Source organism: Haloferula sp. BvORR071 (genome assembly GCF_000739615.1).
Taxonomy (GTDB): domain Bacteria; phylum Verrucomicrobiota; class Verrucomicrobiia; order Verrucomicrobiales; family Akkermansiaceae; genus Haloferula.
In genome coordinates this window covers 184,390-204,596 of sequence record NZ_BATP01000030.1, presented here as the reverse complement: position 1 = coordinate 204,596, position 20,207 = coordinate 184,390, and the positions used below count along the sequence as shown (strand labels likewise).

15 protein-coding genes are annotated in these 20,207 nt (G+C 63.0%); 5 read left to right on the top strand and 10 right to left on the bottom strand.

Going from position 1 to position 20,207, the window contains the following annotated elements; translation table 11 throughout:
* Window positions 1-279 precede the first annotated feature (279 nt).
* Window positions 280-723 (top strand): IS200/IS605 family transposase, encoded by a 444-nt coding sequence (gene tnpA / locus BV071_RS17215; RefSeq protein WP_265594545.1) that lies wholly within the window; start codon window positions 280-282, stop codon window positions 721-723.
* A gap of 170 nt (window positions 724-893) precedes the next feature.
* On the opposite strand, the gene gmk is transcribed toward tnpA, so the two are convergent.
* The 3 genes from gmk to BV071_RS17200 all read right to left on the bottom strand — a co-directional run bounded on the left by gmk (window position 894) and on the right by BV071_RS17200 (window position 4,175).
* On the bottom strand, window positions 894-1,490 hold the full coding sequence (gmk, locus tag BV071_RS17210; RefSeq protein ID WP_035609709.1) for a guanylate kinase: 597 nt from the start codon (window positions 1,488-1,490) through the stop codon (window positions 894-896).
* A gap of 68 nt (window positions 1,491-1,558) precedes the next feature.
* The gene (locus tag BV071_RS17205) at window positions 1,559-3,709 is read right to left on the bottom strand and encodes a M3 family metallopeptidase (protein WP_052573478.1); all 2,151 of its coding nucleotides are present in this window, start codon (window positions 3,707-3,709) and stop codon (window positions 1,559-1,561) included.
* A 67-nt stretch (window positions 3,710-3,776) separates the two neighbouring features.
* Complete coding sequence (locus tag BV071_RS17200; RefSeq protein WP_035609707.1) at window positions 3,777-4,175, bottom strand: DUF2809 domain-containing protein; 399 nt, start codon at window positions 4,173-4,175, stop codon at window positions 3,777-3,779.
* 536 nt (window positions 4,176-4,711) lie between these two features.
* Between BV071_RS17200 and BV071_RS17195 the strand changes: the two genes are divergently transcribed.
* Complete coding sequence (locus BV071_RS17195) at window positions 4,712-5,314, top strand: NUDIX hydrolase (RefSeq protein ID WP_035609704.1); 603 nt, start codon at window positions 4,712-4,714, stop codon at window positions 5,312-5,314.
* A gap of 55 nt (window positions 5,315-5,369) precedes the next feature.
* Window positions 5,370-7,067 (top strand): single-stranded-DNA-specific exonuclease RecJ, encoded by a 1,698-nt coding sequence (recJ, locus tag BV071_RS17190; RefSeq protein ID WP_035610035.1) that lies wholly within the window; start codon window positions 5,370-5,372, stop codon window positions 7,065-7,067.
* Window positions 7,068-7,079: 12 nt separating this feature from the next.
* On the opposite strand, the gene BV071_RS17185 is transcribed toward recJ, so the two are convergent.
* From BV071_RS17185 to leuA, 3 genes are all read right to left on the bottom strand, one after another.
* Window positions 7,080-7,541 carry a YbaK/EbsC family protein gene (locus BV071_RS17185; protein WP_035609701.1) on the bottom strand — a complete coding sequence of 154 codons (462 nt, stop codon included), beginning with the start codon at window positions 7,539-7,541 and terminating at the stop codon, window positions 7,080-7,082.
* A gap of 308 nt (window positions 7,542-7,849) precedes the next feature.
* A complete protein-coding gene (locus BV071_RS17180) occupies window positions 7,850-8,500 on the bottom strand; it encodes an NAD(P)H-dependent oxidoreductase (protein WP_035609699.1) in 651 nt (216 codons plus the stop codon).
* Between the two features lie 240 nt (window positions 8,501-8,740).
* Window positions 8,741-10,423: a 2-isopropylmalate synthase gene (leuA, locus tag BV071_RS17175; protein ID WP_035609696.1), complete on the bottom strand. Its 1,683-nt coding sequence runs from the start codon at window positions 10,421-10,423 to the stop codon at window positions 8,741-8,743.
* A 450-nt stretch (window positions 10,424-10,873) separates the two neighbouring features.
* On the opposite strand from leuA, the gene BV071_RS33155 reads away from it, so the two are divergent.
* Complete coding sequence (locus BV071_RS33155) at window positions 10,874-14,308, top strand: choice-of-anchor D domain-containing protein (RefSeq protein ID WP_265594544.1); 3,435 nt, start codon at window positions 10,874-10,876, stop codon at window positions 14,306-14,308.
* A gap of 180 nt (window positions 14,309-14,488) precedes the next feature.
* Complete coding sequence (locus tag BV071_RS17160; RefSeq protein ID WP_052573476.1) at window positions 14,489-17,539, top strand: PVC-type heme-binding CxxCH protein; 3,051 nt, start codon at window positions 14,489-14,491, stop codon at window positions 17,537-17,539.
* A gap of 1 nt (window position 17,540) precedes the next feature.
* On the opposite strand, the gene BV071_RS17155 is transcribed toward BV071_RS17160, so the two are convergent.
* The 4 genes from BV071_RS17155 to BV071_RS17140 form a co-directional block, all read right to left on the bottom strand.
* Entirely contained in the window at window positions 17,541-18,440 is a 900-nt protein-coding gene (locus tag BV071_RS17155; protein WP_035609694.1) for a rhomboid family intramembrane serine protease, read from the bottom strand.
* 8 nt (window positions 18,441-18,448) lie between these two features.
* Window positions 18,449-18,937, bottom strand: a complete 489-nt coding sequence (locus BV071_RS17150) for a hypothetical protein (protein WP_265594543.1) — start codon at window positions 18,935-18,937, stop codon at window positions 18,449-18,451.
* 70 nt (window positions 18,938-19,007) lie between these two features.
* The gene (locus tag BV071_RS17145) at window positions 19,008-19,457 is read right to left on the bottom strand and encodes a hypothetical protein (protein WP_052573475.1); all 450 of its coding nucleotides are present in this window, start codon (window positions 19,455-19,457) and stop codon (window positions 19,008-19,010) included.
* An 80-nt stretch (window positions 19,458-19,537) separates the two neighbouring features.
* Window positions 19,538-20,035: a hypothetical protein gene (locus BV071_RS17140; protein WP_035609691.1), complete on the bottom strand. Its 498-nt coding sequence runs from the start codon at window positions 20,033-20,035 to the stop codon at window positions 19,538-19,540.
* Window positions 20,036-20,207 lie beyond the last annotated feature (172 nt).

Below are 20,207 nucleotides of genomic sequence, written 5' to 3'. Positions count from 1 at the left end.
ACTGACGGCAACTCGATGGTTTTGCAGGCTCGAAATTACGGGAGTTGCGGAAGGAAGCGGGGTTGAGGCGCTAGGGAACGCCTCGCGACCGAAGCCTCAAAGAACGGCAACGCCGTTCCCTCCTATAGCCCAAGGTTGCCGCGACGAGTCCTTCGAAGCCCGGGGGGCGAAGAAGGACGTAGGAGCGGCTACCTTGGGAACCGGACACCGCATCTATCAACCTCGAAGAGGTTGCCTCGGTGTGGTCTTCTGGTGTAGTTCCGCTCAATGCCCCAATCGTTGACGAACCTTCTCGTCCACCTGATTTATTCGACGAAGGACCGCGAACCGTTTCTAAGCAATCCCGAACTGCGAATGGAACTGCACCACTATCTCGGTGGCGTGGTGAATGAACATGGTGGGAGATCTATTATCGTGGGAGGCGTGGCTGATCACGTTCATCAGCTCTTGGTGCTTCCAAAGATCATGTCCGTATCAGATCTGGTACGGGAGCTGAAGCGTTCCTCCAGCCTTTGGATCAAACAGCGTGACGTGTTATTGAAAGACTTTTCCTGGCAGGGCGGCTATGGGGCATTCTCTGTCGGCCAAGGCGAGGTGGAAATGGTCCGCGAGTACATCGCCAAGCAAGAGGAGCATCATCGCAAGCGGAGTTTCCAAGACGAGTATCGAGCGTTTCTCACCAAATACGGGATAGCCTACGACGAAAGGTATCTCTGGGACTAGGGCGCACCGAGGCAACCTCGTTGAGGTTGATGAATGCCGCGGCGCTTTCCCAAGGTAGGTCCGATTCGTCCTTCTTCGCCCTTCAGGCTGCAAAGGACGAATCGGCCCAACCTTGGGCTATAAGAGGGAACGGCTTTGCCGTTCTTGGAGCGTCAAACACCGTTGGCAACCTAGCGCCTCAGCCTCGCCACCCTTAACCTCTCCCCAATCAACAGCGACTTGAACCTCGCGTAGTCATCCTCCGGTGCCCCGGAGAGCAAACGGTAAGTATACTCCGGCCAATGCCGCATCTCATCGATCGCATTCCGCAGGCGCAATTCAATCACCTCAGCACTGTCCGTCCCGCGCCCATTCAGACGCCGGGCAAGCTCCGCCTCATCCGGCGGCATCACGAACAGATCCACCAGCGCGAGGCGGATCGATTCGTCATCGCAGGAGCGGACCTGCGCCGCGCCCTGCACGTCGATGTCCATCACCACATCAATCCCATCAGCAAGACGGCTGAGTACTTCGCTGCGCAGCGTGCCGTAGTGATTGCCATGCACCAAGGCATGCTCCAGGAAATCCCCGGCAGCAACCTTCGCGGCGAACTCCTCCTCTGTTAGAAAAAAGTACTCCCGCCCATGGGTCTCGCCGAAGCGCGGTTGGCGGGTGGTGCAGGACACGGAGAACTCCGCTTCCTTCTCTGAGGCGAGACGACGGCAGAGCGTGGACTTCCCCGAACCCGAGGGGCCGGAGACGAGGAAGAGAATGCCGGTGCGCGACATGGGGAAGTGCGGAACGCGGAGTGGGGAATGCGGAGTAAAAAGGCAATCCCGATTCGCGTTTGCGTCGCTTAGGCCAAGGCTTGAGCCGGGGTCTCGCCAGCGATCAGGATCTCCGGTCCATCCAGGCCCGAGCGTTTCAGCAGCGCATCCAGCGAGGCATCGCGGCCCATGAAGCGGCGGTAGAGTTCGTCCACCGGCTCGGAGTTGCCCTTTGAGAGGATGTGCTCGCGGAAAGCATTGCCGGTTTCCGGATCGATCACGCCGTTCTCCTGGAAGCGCGTGAAAGCATCGGCATCCAACACCTCCGCCCACTTGTAGGAGTAGTAGCCCGCGGCGTAGCCGGTCGGGGAGCTGAACAGGTGGTTGAAGCGGCGCGCCATGCTCGGTGAGTCGGTCTTCAGCGGCACCCGATACTCGGCCAGGATCTCGCGGTCCACGCTATCGAGATCGCGGCCGGTGTAGCGGTCGAGGTGGCTGTGCAGCTCGAGGTCCAGCTTGCCGAAGGCCAGCTGGCGCATGAAGCCGGTCGCGCTCATGTAGTTCTTGGCCGCGATCATGCGGTCGTAGAGCTCGTCGGGAATCGGCACACCGGTCTCGTAGTGCCGCGCGAAGAAGTCCAGCGAGCGGCGGTCCCAGCAGAAGTTCTCCATGATCTGCGAGGGCAGCTCGACGAAGTCCCATGGGACATTCGTGCCCGCCAGCGAACGCACCGGCACATCGCTCAGCAGACCGTGCAGCAAGTGGCCGAATTCATGGAAGATCGTCTCCACCTCGCCGTGGGTCAGCAGCGCCGGCTTGTCATCCACCGGCGGGGTCATGTTGCCGGTGATCAGGCCGAGGTGCGCCTCACGCTCCACGCCATTGCCGCCCGGGTGACCGGTGAAAAGGCAGTTCATCCAGGCGCCGCCGCGCTTCGACTCGCGCGGGTGCCAGTCAGCATAGAAGGAGCCGAGGTGCTCGTTGCTCTTGGTGTCGCGCAGGTCGTAGAATTTCACCTCCGGGTGCCAGACTTCGATTTCGTTCTCCGAGGCATCCGCCGGGCGCTCGCCGCGCTCGTGGAAGGTCGCTGGGCGCTCTTGGATCGAAATGCCGAAGAGTTGTGAGCAGAGGTCGAACATTCCCGTCATCACCCGGTCCACCGGGAAGTAGGGGCGCAGCAGCTCATCATCGAGGTCGTATTGCTCCTTGCGGCGCTTCTCCGACCAGTAGGCGATCTCCCACGGCTGCAAGCCATCGATTGCCTCGCCGGTCTTGCTCGCCTTGTAGTCGCAGAGGCTGCGGTATTCGGCGTGGAAGGCCTTCTTGATGCGCTCGTGCAGGTCTTCGGTGAAGGCCAGCGCGGTCTCGCCATCGCGGGCCATGCGGCGCTGCAGCGTCAGATCGGCGAAGTGCTTTTGGCCGAGGATCGCGGCCTTCTCCTTGCGCAGCTCCAGGATCTGCCAGACCAGCTCGGTGTTGTCGTGCTCGCCTTCGGAAGCGACCTTCACGGAGGCCTCCCAGACTTGCTTGCGGATCCCCTCGTCATCGAGGTGCTGCATCACCGGGAACATCGAGGGCATCTGCAGCGTGAAGCGCCACGCGGGTGCCTCATCGGTCGCCACGCCCTTGGCCTTGGCATTCGCCAGCGCCGCCGCCTTCGCGGAGTCCGGCAGGCCGGCGAGCTTGGACTCATCGCTGATGACCAAGTCCCAGGCGTTGGTCGAGTCGAGCACGTGCTCGGAGTACAGCTTGGTCAGCTTGGAGAGCTCCGCCTCGATCGCGGCGACCTTCTGCTTCTGTTCCGGCGGCAGGTCAGCGCCTGCTTGTTCGAAATCGAGCATCGTCTCGTTCACGAAACGCTGCTGCACCGGCGGCAGTCCGCTCACCGCGTGCGATTCGCCAAAATCCTTCAGCACCGCCCACAGGCGCTCGTTCAGGGGGATCGAGGCGTAGTGCTCGGAGACCTCCGGCAGCATCGCGTTCAGCGCCGCGCGCTGGGCCCGCTCGTCGCAGACCGAGTCGAGGTGCTGGAGACGGCCCCAGCCGAGGTTCAGCGAGTCGCTGGCCTTCTCGAAGGCACCGAAGGTGTTCTCATAAGTCGCTTCCTCCGGCTTGACCTGGCAGACCGCCTCAAGGTTGGCCTTGGCGGTTTCGAGGGCAACGCGGACATCCGGCTCCACCGCCTCCGGGACCAAAGTGGACCAGCGCACGTGAAAACCCTCATCGAGAAACGGATGCATGCGCCATCTCCTAGGCCAGCCGCCGGGAAATGGGAAATGGAGAAATCCAAGACCCGGAATTTCAGCTTCAAACGGGCGGCCGCCGCCGGAAACCCTCCAAGGCCACCCCGAGCGCAATCCCTGCCGCATAGGCCAGCAGGTCCGGGGGATTGAAGGTAGAACCCAGGATCAAGTGCCCAATCCGCGTCGCCCGGATCCCATCAATCCACGGCGCGTGGTAGAGCTGCAGGAATTCGATGCCCCAGGCAAAGCCCAGCGAGATCAGCCCGAACCGCCGGGTGGAGCTGCGGTGAAACAGCAGGCCGAAACCGAAGAAGGCCATCAGCGCCCAGAGCAGATCACCGCCATATTTCTCCACCGGCTCCGGCAGGGAGACGAAGCGCGAGCGCAGGAGCAGCCCGGCCCCGATGGTCAGCGCGATCCACAGGACGTAGAGCGGGCGGCTGCGGGGGAGGGTGGAGGTCATGGCGCCGCAAGGCTTTTAAGGCTCCCGGGGGAGGCCGGTCGAGCCCCAGCGGTCCCATGAGGAGCAGCGACCTTACTGTCGCTGGCACTGTCCCGGCGAACCAGCTCTCAGGGACCGCTCCGGGGACAGCAAGGTCCCCGCCCGAATGCCGCTTGGTTAAGGCCGTTTTCGTGGCCGGACGCTCCAGCAGATGCCGAATCCAGGGAGCGTCCTATGGAGTGCGGTGGCACGACACCGCTTTGGCTGCGGGGGCGCTGGCATTCTTCAATTCGTAGCCCTTTCCCGCAGTGTGAACGAAGCGCCCACCGCCAGGCTCTTTCCCGGACAATCCGGAGCCGGTTGCCGTAACATCACCAACCCGGGAGTTCAAAGCGGTGTCGTGCCACCGCACTCCACATACCGCTCGCGGTAGTCGTAGACCGGTCTTAACTGCGCGCCATTCCTCCCCGCTCCTTATCCGCGGCAAGCCCCGCAGATTCCCGCCTCCCCGAGAACAAATTCGACATTCCCGCCTCCCGCATCCTCATTCCCCCGCCATGCCGACCGACCTGCTCGCCGTCTCCCGGGAACTCAAATCCATGGCCGAGGCCGGCTTGCGCTACTCCACCGGCCCCTACGACCTCGAGCGCTACCGCCGCCTCCACGAGATCGCCACCGAGATCCTGGCGGCGGAGGCGAAGGACTTCCGCTGGCCGGTGGAAATCGGCTACGCCACGCCGAAGGTGGATATCCGCGCGGCGGTGATCAATCCGGAGGGCAAGATCCTGCTGGTCCGCGAGGCCGGGACCGGCACTTGGTCCCTGCCCGGCGGCTGGGCGGATCTGAACGAAAGTCCGGCCGAGAATGCCGCCAAGGAAGTCCACGAGGAGGCGGGGATCGAGGTCGAGGTCCTCAAGCTGATCGCCTGTTGGGACAAGGACAAGCAGGGCCACCCCCGCCAACCGGAGCATGTCTACAAGCTGGTCTTCCTTTGCCGCCCGACCGGCGGCGAGCTGGCCCAATCCCACGAAACCGACGGCGTGGACTACTTCGAGCCGGACGCGCTCCCCGCATTATGCCCGTTTCGGAATGCTCCTCATTATGTGAAACTTGCGTTTGAGCATTGGTGCAACAGGGATTTACCGACATTGTTCGACTGAAAGTGATGCAGGCTTGAGTGGCACGCTTGCCGCAGCCTACTCTCTTCGCACCGAGATGCGTCCGCCTCCCGCCGATTGGATCCTTCGCGGCGACCCTTTCCATTCCAACGGAAATGGCCGCGGACACGCCTTTCCGGCGATTTTGGAGCATTTGATCCGCCAGCGCGGCCTGCCCAGCGGCGAGCATCTGGAAACTTTCCTGCGCCCGAAGCTGCGCGACCTGAGCGATCCGTTCGAGATCCCGGAGATGCGCGAGGCGGTGATGCGGGTTTTCCGAGCGATCGACCGCGGCGAGAAAGTCTGCATCTACGGCGACTATGACGTGGACGGGGTGACCTCGATTGCTGTGGTTCGGCGGATCCTGCATGCCTACGGCCTGGAGCCGCGCCATTTCATCCCGCGCCGCAGCAGTGAGGGCTACGGCCTGAGCTGCGCCGCCCTCGCCCGCTGCATGGTGGAGGGCCCCAAGCCTGACCTGCTGATCGCAGTCGATTGCGGCACCGTCTCGATCGATGAGATCGCCGCCCTGCGGGCGGACGGGGTGGATGTCATCGTGGTCGACCACCACGAGCCGAGCCCGCGCGGCCGACCGGATGTGGTGGCGCTGGTGAACCCGAAGTGCGGCGGCGGCCCCACCTACCTCTGCGCCGCTGGCGTCTGCTTCAAGCTCGCCCATGCGATGCTCAAGGAGCGGCCGATTGAGTCTTTCGACCTCAAGGAGTTGCTTGAACTGGTGGCGGTCGCGACGATCGCCGACATCGTGCCGATGGTCGGCGAAAACCGGATCATGGTCCGCCATGGCCTGAAACGCCTGCCCCTGACCCTGAATCCGGGCCTCCAAGCCCTCCAAGAGGTCTCTGGCATGAACGGCAAGCCGACCTCCATGGACGTTGGCTTCCGGATCGGCCCGCGCCTGAATGCCGCTGGCCGGATGGACGTTCCGGAAGACGCCTTGGCGACATTGCTGACTGATTGTAAGCGACTTGCGAGACGTCTCGCCGAGAAGCTCGACGAATACAACAAGCGCCGCCAAGGCCACGAGAACCAGATCCGCCGCGAAGCGATGGAGATGCTGGCCCGCAGCTTCGACCCAGCCCGCGATCCGGTGATCGTGCTGGGCTCACGGACCTGGCACCCCGGCGTGGTAGGAATCGTCGCCTCTCGCCTCATGCGGCAGTTCCACAAACCGACCTTCGTCGTCGCCATTGATGATGGCGGCGTCGGCAAGGGCAGCGGCCGGAGCATCGAGGGCGTATCCCTGGTGCAGGCGATCAATGCCTGCCGCGGCCATCTCCTCGCCGGCGGCGGCCACGACATGGCGGCGGGTCTCTCGATCGAAGAGGACCGCATGGACGCCTTCCGCAGTGATTTTGCTGCTTTTGTGCTCCAAAACACCATCCCCGAGCAGCGCCAGCCGAAGCTGCGCGTGGATGCCGAAATCACCTTCGACCAGCTCTCGCTGGAATTCCTCGCGGACTATGAATTGCTGCAACCCTTCGGCAACGGCAACCCGCAGCCGATCTTCATGGCGCGCAGCGTCCATCTCAGCCGCCCGCCGGTGCACATGAAGAACCAGCACCTGCGGCTGAACCTCCGCCAGGGCTATCACGAGCAGGACGCCGTATTCTTCGGCGGCGGGGAGCTGGCTTTGCCGGATCCGCCTTGGGACATCGCCTTCACGATCGACCGGAATTGCTTCCGCGGCCGGACCAGCCTGCAGATCATCCTGCAGGACGTGCGGGCCTCGCAGTGAGCGGCTTGCTTGTCAGGTGGTGAAGCTCGCGATGCGGGGCTTCACGAGTTCTTCGAAGTCGTGCCAGGTCATCTTGATGATCTCGGTGTGGGAGCCTGCGTTGAAGGCGATCTCGCCTTCCCGTGCCATGTCCGGAGCCACGTAGACGGGCATGTTGTAGAGGTTGCCGAAGGGAGGCACCGCGCCCGGTTCGCAATCCGGGAAGAGTACCTCGAATTCGTTCTCATACGCCAAGCGCACGTCGTCGGATTGGACCATTTCGCGCAGGTCGCCGATCAGGACGCGATGATTGGATGGCAGCACGGCCATGGCCATTTCGCCGTCGATGAGGACGATGACGGTCTTGGCGAGCATGCGGCCGGGGATGTGGGCCGCTTGGGCCACTTCGCCGGCCGTGTAGGCCCGTGAGTGGGTGATGGTGACGTATTTGACCTGCTTCCGGTCGAGGTAGTCTTTGAGTTTTCTCGCAAGCATCGGGTTACCCTCGCTTTCCGTTTGGGCCGGAACCGGGAGGCTTGTCCCGGCGGTGGTTGCAGCGGAAAAAGACCGCGGAGCCGTTCATTTGCCGCCGTGTTCACAGGTAAGCCTGCCGTCAGGGCGGGTCAAATTACCGGGTCGGAATGCGTACAAAAACTGAGCCGGGCGATTATCCAAGTCATCGCTAGGCCTTCACTTAGGCGTCGCGAGTTTTTATGACTTGGAACCGTCCGGCTCTATAAGACTGGTCGCACTGAACCCGAAGCACGCAAGGGCTTCTTCTCAGATTTTTCCGCGAGCTTGTCTCAGACGTGGAGCACCACGTCTTGCTTCGCGTAGCGCACCTTCGGCAAGGCGGCATAACCATCCTCGGTGGAGCGATACCCCACTGTTGCGACCGCCACGGCGGTCAGGCCCTTCTCAGCTAGACCGAGGATGCGGTCGTAGGCGGCGGGGTCGAAGCCCTCCATCGGGCAGGCATCCAGACCCATGAGCGCGGCGCTGGTCAGCAGTACTCCGAGCGGGATGTAGACCTGCCGCGAGGTCCAAGCGGCGCGGCCAGCGGTGTCGCGGGCTTGCAGTACGCTGCCTTCGATCATACCGCGGAAACCGGCGAGGCTATCCGGAGAGACGCCGCGGACCTTGGCGATGCGGTCCATGTATTGATCGACGTCAGAAGGAGTGACGTCGGTGCGGGCCGTGAAGACGACCAAGTGCGAGGCGTCCGTGATCTGGGATTGGCCGTAGGAGGCAGCCTTCAGCTCTTCACGCACGGCGGGATCCTGCACCACCACGAAGGCCCAGGCTTGCAGGCCAAGGCTGGATGGCGAAAGCACTAGCGCCTCCTCAATGGCCGCCCATTGGTCGGCCGGGATCTTGCGGCCGGCGTCGAATTGCTTGGTGGCGTAGCGCCAGTTGAGTTGCTCCAGAAGTTGCTGTGGCTCGATCGTTTTCATCGGCGGCAGCTTAGGCAGGTCTCGGCACCCCCGCCCAATGCCGTATCCGCAGGCTGAGCATGCAGAAAAATCGCTTTCCCCTCTTCCGGACAAAAAAACTGAGCCGGGCGAGTTTCCCTGTCCTCGCTCTGCCTCGCTTCGGGCTTTGCGAATCAATTGACGGGGAATCGTCCGGCTCTGGATTACCGGTCGCGCGGATTTCGGTCCGCGCAACCGGTTTTTCTGAATTTCTTGCCTTCCTCAGCGCAGCAAATTCCACGCGGTGACCAGGGCCTTGAGGCCGGCCATCTCGATCGAGGGATCGATGCCGCAGCCCCAGAGAATGCGGCCGTCTTCGTGCTGCACCTGGACGTAGGCGGCGGCGCTGGCGTCAGAGCCGCCGCGCACGGCGTGTGAGCGGTAGTCGGTCACTTTGAAGTCCTTCATGCCGGCGCTTTCCATGGCGTGGACGAAGGAGTTGATCGGGCCGTTGCCGAGGCCGTGGATCTTCCGCTCCTCGCCGTAAAGTACGATGGTCGCCGTACAAGCCACCTGGCCGCGCTCGGCGGTATGGTGGATGAGTTCGTAGTCCTTCACCGCTAGCGGCAGCTCGACGTTGGCGAAGAGCCGGTAGAAGGCATCGCGGATCTCGTCGGCGGAGAGCTCCTTGCCGAGTTCGTCCGCCAGATCGTAGATACGCTTGCCGACTTGCGGGTGCATGGTCTTGGGCAAGTCCAAGCCGTGCTCGCGGTCGAGGATGTAGGCAATGCCGCCCTTACCGGACTGCGAGTTGATGCGGATGATCGCTTCGTAGGAGCGGCCGATATCCTGGGGATCGATGGTCAGGTAGGGCACACCCCAAGGGGTGTTGGGGTCGGCTTGGATCTCCTTGTCGCGGCGGTCGAGGCCCTTCTTGATCGCGTCTTGGTGCGAGCCGGAGAAGGCGGTGAAGACCAGCTCGCCGGCGTAGGGATGGCGCTCGCCCACGGTCATGCGGGTCACACGTTCGTAAACCTCGCGCAGGCGGGTCAGGTCGGAGAAGTCCAGACCGGTCGGAATGCCGTGGCTGTTCATGTTCAGCGCCACGTTCACGATGTCCAGGTTGCCGGTGCGCTCGCCGTTGCCGAAGAGCGTGCCCTCCACGCGGTCCGCGCCGGCCATCAGGCCCAGCTCGGTGGCAGCGGTGCCGGTGCCGCGGTCGTTGTGGGTATGCAGCGAGACGATAAGCGAATCGCGGCGGTCCAGGTGGCGGCACATCCACTCGATCATGTCGGCGTGGATGTTCGGCGTGGTCCACTGGACGGTGTCCGGCAGGTTGACGATCATCTTCTTCTCTGGCGTCGGCTCCCAGACCCCGATCACGCCGTTGCAGCACTCCAGCGCGAAATCCAGCTCCGTGTCCGAGAAGGACTCCGGCGAGTACTGCAGGATCACCTCGGTATTGGGGATGGTCGGAACCAATTCCTTCACCAGCTTCGCGCCATCGATCGCGAGGTCGCGGATCTGCTCGCGCGTTGCATCGCCGAAGGTCACCCGGCGCTGTAGCGGCGAGGTGGAGTTGTAGATGTGGACGATCGCCCGCTTCGCGCCGTCGATGGCCTCGAAGCTACGGCGGATCAGGTGCTCGCGGGTCTGCACCAGCACCTGGATCGTCACGTCATCGGGGATGCGGTTTTCCTCGATCAGGCGGCGGCAGAAGATGAACTCGGTGTCCGCGGCGGAAGGGAAACCCACCTCGATCTGCTTGAAGCCGACCCGGCAGAGGAGATCGAAGAACTCCAGCTTCTCCTCCACGGACATCGGCTGCGGTAGCGCCTGATTGCCGTCGCGGAGGTCCACCGAGCACCAGATGGGTGCGGTGGTGATGGTCTGGTCCGGCCAAGTGCGGTCCGGCAGTTGCACCGGCGGGAAGGGCCGGTATTTCGTAATCGAAGCAGAGTTCACGGGATCAAAAGAAAAATGGGAAAACCTTAAAAGGGTTGGTCGCCGCAGGAAAATTGCGGCAGCCGGTGAAACGACGGTAGGAAAAAGAAATGCTCAGCGGGTGGCCAGCCCTAGAAGGAGCGGCCGCAGCTCAAGAAGCCCGCGGAGATTCGTCGTCACGGCGGCCACGCTGGCGCGGCACCCGCGGCCTGTCGAGGGGAAACACGGCGCGTCAGCTGCGAAGCTGGTCCGGAATTCTTCCACTTCCTACATCAAAGCGCGGGGAAGATGACACCAAGATGCCTCTCTTCCTATCTCGATCTCCTAACAGAAGTGACATTCATTCTCAAGGTGTTGTGGTTCCAAGAGGAGTGTTCGGAATACCACTGGCACAAAGGTTCCCGCACTGATTCTGCGTTTTTCACACAAAAGTTGTTTACTAAAATTACCATGTAATTACATGGTTATCACGTGAGACCCACCCTCCTCCGAAGCTATTCTCTTCAACTCGCCCTTCTGCTCGGGGGCTTTCTCCTTATCTCAGGCGGGACCTTGGAAGCTGTGACGTCGGGGCCCAATCTCTCGATCGAACGCAACGGACAGGCACCTTACGACAAAACCAGCCCTTTGGTTGGGTGGAGTGATGGAATTTCCGGTGCCGTCAGGCCAATCCCGGCAGATCTGACCGGCGTGGTGAAACTGGCCGCCAGCCGCACCGCCGTAGTGGCGATGAAGCGGGATGGCACCGTGGTCACCTTTAGCGGCAGTTCCGCCGAACCGAGTCCGGAGGCGGTTACCAATGCCAAGGAGCTCGCCTTCACTTCCTACGGCCCGGCCGCGCTCCAGGAGAACGGATGGGTGAGGTTCTGGGAGTCGCCGACCTATACCTATTATAATCCTGGCACCTCCTTCATCCACGGTTTGGAGGGTGGGTATGATCATTTGTTGACCCTGCAGGGGCCTGGGGATGTCGTCGCTTGGCTCGGTGCCAATCGCTATGGCGAGAAGAACGTGCCGGCGGGCTTGAACGGGACCGCGATTGCCGTTGCAGCGGGCGGCAACCACAGCATGGCCATCAAGCAGGACGGCAGCGTGGTGGCCTGGGGGCGCAACGACAGAAGCCAGTGCAATGTGCCGGCGTCGCTGACCGGAGTCCGGGTGAAGGCAATCGCCGGCGGCTTGGCCCACTCGCTCGCGCTCAAGGAGGACGGGACGGTGGTGGCATGGGGGGACAACTCGCAGGGCCAGACTAACGTTCCAGTGGGTCTCAGCGACGTGAGGGAGATCCATGCGGGCGACTACCACTCGGTCGCGGTCACTACGGCGGGCCACGCAATCTTCTGGGGGAAGCGGCAGGTCCTGGGGGGCGACATTCCGTCTTTCCCGGCACCGAAGGTCGTGGCGATGACGGCTTCGGGCAGCGAGACCTTTGCCAGCGTGGAGACTCCCGCCCTCGACGATTTCGGAAACGTGGCACCGGGTTCCCAGAGTCACCACACTTTCGTGTTGCGGAACAACGGCACGGCCACCGTCCAAGTCACGGGCATCTCTTTCCTGCGGTCTGATTCCGGTTTCTCACTCCACGCGCAGCCCCTCCCGGCAAGCCTGGTCCCCGGGGGAATCGGCATTTTCACCGTGTCCTTCGCCTCCACGTCCACGGCAGGCAAGAGCGCGACCGTACGGGTCAGGAGCAGCGATCCGGAGCGCCCCGAGTGGGACATCGTGCTGACCGCCAATGGCTACACGGGCAAGCCGAGCGCCACGCACCTGGATCTCACCACGCCGGAGGACAAGCCGCTCAATATCCAACTGGCGGGAAGCGATGAAGAGAATGATCCGCTGTTCTTCGTACTGGAGTCGCCCCCTGCTGCAGGCGCGGGTAGCGTGACGATCAACGGCTCGACAGGACAGGCTGTCTTCACCCCTGCCAAGGATTTCTCCGGCGAGGCCAGCTTCACCTATCGGGTGACTGACGGTGGCAGCGACAGCTCGCCCGCGACGGTGAAGGTGCAGGTCACCCCGGTAAATGACCCGCCGGTCGTCACCTACCTGCCAAAGACCATTACGGTTTTCGCCCTCGGGGGAGCACCGGTTCCGGTGTATTTCCGCCCGCCGGTGATTCGAGACCTCGAGGATGGGGAGATCGTGCCCGAGGTGACCTATGCCGGGAGGCCGTTTACCAGCGGCATTGTCCTCGGCCCGGAAAGCTACACCGCTACTGTCAAAGGGACCGACAGCGGTGGAGCGACGGTTACGCGCAGCTTCACGGTTCAAGTGCTCCACCGCACCGTGCCGGGAATCCAAGTGTCTTCGCCGGGGATGGCAACAACCCGCCCCGCGACCTTTATGGAGTGGAACGAGACTGGCTTTCTGAATGAAGCTCCTACGGACCTGACCGGAATCAAGCAGATCGCCTACGGCCGGGATCATGGCTATGCGCTGCGGAATGATGGCAGTCTGGTAGGTTGGGGTGCGGCAGATCTCGGCCAGCTTACGGTCCCCACGACTCTGCGGGATGCGACGGTGACCAAGATTGCCTGTGGCTGGGATCACACGGTGGCGCTCAAGTCCGATGGCAAGGTGGTCGCGTGGGGACGGGATGTCGCGGGCCTGAATGTAAGTTCCTTCACCGGGATGGTGGATGTCGTCGCCGGGGCGAACTTCAGTCTCGGCCTGAGGGCGAATGGCACCGTCCAAGTGGCGGGAAGCGAAGAATTCGTGAGTTTCCCGCCGACGAACCTCAGCAACGTGAAGGCAATTGCCGGCGGCGCCTATCACGCGCTGGCCCTCAAGAACGACGGCACGGTGGTGGCCTGGGGCCGGAGCACCGAATCCCAGACCTCGGTTCCCTCCAATCTCAGTGGCGTGGTGGCCATCGCGGCCGGCCCCTACCACAGCCTTGCCCTGAAATCGGACGGCAGCGTGGTGACTTGGGGTCGCACGGGCGATGGGAGTCCGGCCCCCACTGTCACGGGAGCCTTCAGCAGCATCTCCGCCGGGTGGTATCATAACCTCGGCCAGCGGACCTCCGCGGGGCCGCTCGCCTCATGGGGGCGCTTTGCTCCGGGCGGCCCGGTGCTCAATCCGGGTCTCCCCGGCGGCGGGGTTCCTGCGGAAGTGTCCGCCGCCAATGTCGCGGCGGCAGGCAATGGCCGCTCGGCGGCAGCCATGCTTCCGCCGCCCTATGTCATCGATCTCGGCCAGGTGCCGCTTGATGCCGTCGTGAGCCGCACCATCACGGTGCGCCCGACCCTCTACCGGACGCTTGAAGTCAACTCGGTGGGCGTGGCGTCCGGCGGCCCCGGCTACAGCGTTGATACCACGGGCATGCAGAGCAGCCTCGGCCCGACTCAAAGCACCTCCTTCAAGGTCAACTTTGTCCCGCAGTCGGCGGGGGCCTCATCCGCACTTGTCCAGATCCTTTCGAACGATCTCAACGAGGGGAATGTCCGGATTGAGTTCCGGGCGGAGGTCATCATACCGGGGGATTATCAGGCATGGGCGACCGCCGGGGGCTTGATCGGTATCCGGCAGGACTCGGAGGCTGTTAACTTTGCCGATGGCCTGCCCAACTTGGTGAAGTTCGCCTTCAACCTCGATCCATCCCAAGCGGACTACCGGGTCCTCGCCCCTGGCACTGGCAACTCGGGTCTGCCGCACATCTCGCTCGAGCAGAGCGGTGGCCAGCACTTTTTGCGGGTGGAGTATCTGCGGCGGAAGTCCGGCGGGGTGTTTTACCATGTGGAGCACTCGTCCAGCCTGGGAGCCATCTTCCAAGAGCTACCCGTAACACCGGAGGTATTCCCGATCAACGAACTCTGGGAGCGAGCGATCGTGCGCCAGCCGATCGATCCGGAAGCTCAGCCCAAGGGCTTCGTACGGTTGCGGGTTTCCTTTCGGAACTAACCGGGACTTCACATTTTCCAAGCTGAGGGTGGCCATGATGCCACGCAGGGTGTGGCGAGTAGGTCCGCCACGCCCTGTTCCGCTTTTTTCCGGCAGATCCCCGGGATTGTATGAGGTGGGCGGCTGCCGCAAAAATCCTTCGGATTTGACCAGTGGAACGCGTATGAGTGCGCCAACCGCATGCGAATCCTCCGCCTGATCCTTCCGCTGCTCCTGCTAGGGGCCTTCGGCCTTCTGGCCCAGCAGCCGCCTGCCAAGCCCGAGCCGCGCCGGGTGGAGGTCCTGTTCTTCGGCGATGACGGGCACCACCGGCCCCTCGACATGTACCGGATCTTCAAGGAGGTCAGCGGCAACCGGGGGATCAACCTCACCTACGAGAAGCGCATGTCCGAGCTGACGCCGGAGAATCTGGCGAAGTACGATGTGCTGCTGGTCTTCGCGAATCACCAGGTGATCACGCCGGAGCAGCTCGCGGCGGTGCGAGGCTTTGTCGAGAATGGCGGCGGCTTCGTGCCGGTGCATTGCGGCTCGGCCTGCTTCAAGTCGACCGACGGCTATGTCGACCTTGTCGGCGGACAGATCGAGAATCATGGCGAGGGGACCTTCACCGCCCGGGTGGTGGAGCCGGAGAATCCGATCATGAAGGGCTACCAGCCCTTTGAGACTTGGGACGAGACCTACCACCATCACCGTCTCGCGAATGACATCACCATTCTGGAACGCCGGGATGAGGAGCCGTGGACTTGGATCCGGAAGCAGGGCAAGGGCCGGGTCTTTTACACCGCACACGGCCACGACGAGCGCTGCTGGCAGCAGGAGGGCTTCCACGATCTGTTAGAGCGCGGGATCCGCTGGGCCGCGGGAGAGAATGTTTCGATCGTGAACTTGCCCCCGCTCGAGTATCGCGTGCCGATGCTGCCCCCGCAGTATCAGGCGAAGGTGCCGGTACCCAAGGTCCAGGAGCCGCTTTCGCCGCAGGAGTCGATGAAGCGGGCGCAAGTGCCCGCGAGTTTCGAGCTTTCGCTGTTCGCCGCCGAGCCGGACATCGAGCATCCCATTGCCATCACCTGGGACCATCGCGACCGCCTGTGGGTGGTAGAGACGCTGGACTACCCGAATGGCATGACCACCGGTGAGCGCGGCAATGACCGGCTCAAGATCTGCGAGGACACTGATGGCGATGGCCGCGCGGACAAGTTCACCGTATTCGCGGACCATCTCGCGCTGGCGACTTCCGCGGTGCATGCGAATGGCGGCGTGATCGTGACCTCGGGCGGAAAGGTGCTCTTCCTCAAGGACACCGATGGCGACGACAAGGCGGACGAGCGCAAGGTGCTCTTCGAAGGCTTCAAGATGCACGACACCCACGCCGGCGTCTCGAACTTGCGCTACGGCTTCGATGGCTGGATCTACGGCACGGTCGGTTATGCAGGCTTCGATGGTGTGGTGGGTGGCAAGCAAGTGAAGTTCGACACCGGCGTGTTCCGCTTCCTGCCGGATGGCTCGCAGATCGAGTTCCTAGGCAAGACCACCAACAACACCTGGGGCCTTGGCTTTACTGAGCAGTTCGATGTCCTCGGCTCGACCGCCAACCGGCAGCCGAGCTGGCAGGTGATTGGAGATGGTGGCAACGTGCATCGCGCGGACCGCGGCACGCGCATCTATCCGACAACACTGGACGTGCAGGGCTCCGACGGCTGGGACCCGCCGGTGGAGCTGCTTGGCGACGGCAAGATCCGCGCGAAGGGCCGCCACTACACGGCGGGGGCGGGGCACGGCGTCTATACCGCCAAGCGCTTCGGCTCGGATTGGCAGAACAAGGTGGCATTCGTCTGCGAGCCCACGGGACACTTGGTCTCGGCGGCTCGTCTGAGCACGGAGAATGCGGACTACTTCGCGTCCTTCGAGGGCGACAACCTTTACGCCAGCTCCGATGCTTGGTCGGCCCCGGTGGCGGCGGAGACCGGGCCGGATGGCGCGGTGTGGATCGCGGATTGGTACAACATCATCGTGCAGCACAATCGTCCCGGCGCGCCCTTCGAGCAGACCAAGGTCGAGCGTGGAGCGGGAGCGGCCTACATCACCCCGCTGCGCGAGAAGGCGATGGGGCGGATCTACCGGGTGCGTCCGAAGTTGGATACCTCCTGGAGCCCGCCTAAACCGGATGTCGAACCGACCTTGAAGCCCCTCGATCCCGCGAAGCCTGAAAGCTTGCTCGACGGCTTGTTCGATCAGTCGCTGGTCCGCCGCTTGCATGCCCAGCGCCTGATTGTGGAAGGCGGCCACAAGGAACTGATCCCCCAGCTCACGCGCAACGGCAGGAATGTTCATTCCCTCTACGCCTTGGCGGGTCTCGGCTACTTCAGGAAGGATGCACCCGGGTGCCTTGATGTGCTCAAGGATGTTCGCGACGCCTCCACTCAGGATCGTCGTGCCGCGTACGCGCTGTGGCCAGCGGAGGCGCCCTGCGACTTCGATCCGAAATGGGAAGCCGATCCCTTCGTCATCCGCGAATGGCTCCTGCTCGCCGCCCGCATGCCCGCGGATGAAGCGCTGGGCCGTAAGCTTCGCGACTGGCACCGCAACCAGCAAAAGCTCCGTCAAGGGGAGGTGCTCGATCGTTGCTACGCCATGGCTGCCGCACGCCACTATGTCGGCTTCCTGCTGGCTTCGCTGGAGAATCCGCCGGATCCCTCCGTGCTGAAGGAGCGAATCTATCCGGCCGCCATCAAAGCTTTTGCGCAGGGTCGCGCGCCGCAAGTGCTGGCCGCGCTGGAGAAGAACAACTCACCGCTGGGCAAGGCCATGAAGGAGGCATTGCAAGAGCACAAGATCGAGAAGAAGCACACCCCCCCTGCTGAACAACTCACCCGCGGTGAAGCCGTCTATGCGCGCACCTGTGCCGCGTGCCACCAGAGCGCTGGCACCGGCGTCGATGGCGCCTTCCCGCCGCTCGATGGCAATGCCCGCATCGCCGGCAATCCCGAGACCCTGGTGAAGATCGTGCTGAGCGGCCTAACAGGTCCGGTCGAGGTGCCCGGCAAGCTGCAGGTCAATTCGCTCATGCCGCCCGTGCTTGGTCTCAGCGATGCCGAGATTGCGGACGTTCTGAGCTTCGTGCGCCATTCTTGGTTGAATGACGCGGCGCCGGTGAACGAGTCGATCGTGGCTCCGCTGCGCGAGGCGAGCAAGGCACGCCAAGCACCGTGGACCGCGGCGGAGCTGAAGTGAGCTATTCCAACGGGATGGAAGGATCGATCGCGCGCGCCTTTTCCAAGTCCTCGCGCGCACCCTTCATATCGCCAATGCTCTGGTGGGCGTAGCTACGGTTCTGATAAGCCCAGGAATTCTGCGGCTCCTTTTCGAGGACGCGATCATAGAACGCGATCGCCTTCTCGTAGTGCTGTGCGGCGTGCTCCCGGTAAGCTTCCGTTTTCAGCCAAGCGGCTGACCACGGGCACCAGAACAATGGGACGATGGCGAGAATCACCAGCACGACCGATCCAACCGATGCCAGCGTGCGGTGTCGCTTCCCGGTGGCCTCTGCGATAGCGGCACCGAAGAGCAGGCCGGCGAAATGCGCGGTATTCGCGACCGGCAGGAGATTGAGCCGGGTCATCACGATGCAGACCACAAGCCATACGAGGAAGAGCTTCACCGTCTTGTCATTCATGAGTTCGGCGAAGCCCGGGTAGCGGGCCCGTGCGATCCACATGAAGCCAAAGATGGCATAGACCGCACCGGAAGCGCCGATCCCGGTGGTATCCGAAACAGCGAGTTGGAAGGCCGAAGCGATAAAGGCGGCGGCGAGATAGAAGAGCATGAATCGCCACCAGCCGATCGCGAGCTCGAGCTTGCTGCCGAGCACCCACAGCCAGTACATGTTGAAGGCGAGGTGCCAGATCTCCAGATGGACGAAGGTAGTGGTCAGAATGGCCCAGTAGCCGCCTTCTCCCCAGATCCGCTCCGCGGTGAGATGGCCGAATCTCGCCAGCGTTTCCCATGTATAGCGGTCCTCGCGCATCAGCAGGCCGATGTGGATGCCCACGCAGATCATCACGAATAGCGGCGTGATCCAGGTCTGGCGCTGGGCTGCTGGCCCGATCTCGGGTGCGTCGGTCTCCTCGGTCATGGATGTGCTCAGGTTTGGGCGGATAAGAAGCTCTCGACTGAGCCCTGCAAGGCGATCTCCTTTCCGAAGGCGGTGCTCATGAAGTCAGGATCGGGAACCAATCCTACGCGGCCGAGATCAAGCCGGTCGGCATCCCAGCAGGTGCCGATGGTGGGATCATCGTGATGGTCGATATCGGTGTGACCGGCGCAGGCCTCGTAGAGAAGATCGAAACGTTCGTCTGTTAGGTCGAATGTCTTACCGCGCAGGCTCGCCGCATAGTCCGCGCCGCGGCGGCCATGGCCCGGATCGTTGCATTCGTTCACGCGCCGACTGTCGTGGAAGAGCGCGAAGAGTGAAACCACCACGATGTCCGCGCCGGTGCGTGTGGCCAGCAGCAGGCCATTGCGCTCCACCCTCCGCCAATGGTCCGGGCCATGGACGGAGTGCCGCGGGCCGCTAAACTGCCCGCACACCATCTGCCACAGGGATTCGAGGTCGGGGGTGTCGAGCGACATTGCTTGGCGGATGAGATCAGGAATCGGTTAGAGGGACAAGGAGCCTCAGGGGAGATCGCGCACAGCCCGCTCAAGGCACCAGCGCCCCGCGGAAGCCCACTACCTCCAGCTTCTCCTTCTTCGGCTGCACCTTGTGTCCTTCCTGCTGCAAATGCTCGGCCTGGCGTTCAGGACCGAAGGGTGTCTTCGGACTCAAGATCCCATTGTCCGGGATCACCCGCCAGTAGGGTGCCAGCGGAGCCTTGCCCTCCGCCAGGTACTCTTCCGTCGCACCGGCGACGAGGTTGTAGAAGATGCCGGTCATCAGCGGGCAACTCAGGTCCGCCTTGAAGCGTCGCGCCATGCGCTCCCGCAGCGCGGAGACCGTGAGGAGCTGTCCCGCGTAGACCTTGCCCATCTCCTCCGCCACTAGCATCGGCGTGGGCAGCAGCATCAGGCCACGGCCTTTCGGATCGGTGACAAGTTCCGGCTGCATCTCCGGCCGGAGCTTCGTTCGCCAAGGCTTGCGGGAGGTCTTCATGGCAGTGACCGATCAAAGCGGAGCGGGCACCGCGCCGCAAGCCGGCAGCATCCATTCGGCCGACATGAGACGGGCCCGTCTCAGGGGCCTTTCTTGCCCCGCGAATCATCCACCTTGCGAATGAGCAGATCGATCCTGCCTAGCAGCAGCTTGGCGCTTTCCGCCCCGGCATAGTGATCCGAAGCATGGGCGGGAGCCGACCAGTGGCAGTGGCGATGGCCTCTCACTTTCTTGCTCAGTTCCATGATGCGGACCAAGGCAGCGGCCCATTCCCGATAGGTCGCCTCCGGGTCCAGGCCCTGCAGCGCAAGGCGCTCCGTAATCCCGGCGGTCACTTGCTCCCGGTGCTCCAGCATCAGGTTGAGCGTCTGCTCCGCGCAACGGGCGCAGCGCTCGGCCGGGGCGCTCTTCCTTAGCCCCTTGCAGATCGGCAGGCGCCAGAGCCAGGCGGCCAACTCTTCTTCCTCAATATCCAATACCGCTTCGAGGATCGAGATGCCCATCAGGCTGGGTGGTAAGACCACGCCTTCGAAGGTGATGGGCCGCCAATCCTGCTCGTTCCTGAAAACGTCGCTCATGGGGTGCGAGCTAACATGTGCCGGGACCGGGCTGGCTTCAATCTCCGCCCGCAAACTCGCCAATTCTTCACTCCGCCTTCACGTTTGGGACAATTCGGGCGATTTCGTCACAAGCCGCTACAAACTGCCCGTTTGCCGGATCAAACAAGTTTGTGTATCGGTCCCGCCGCCC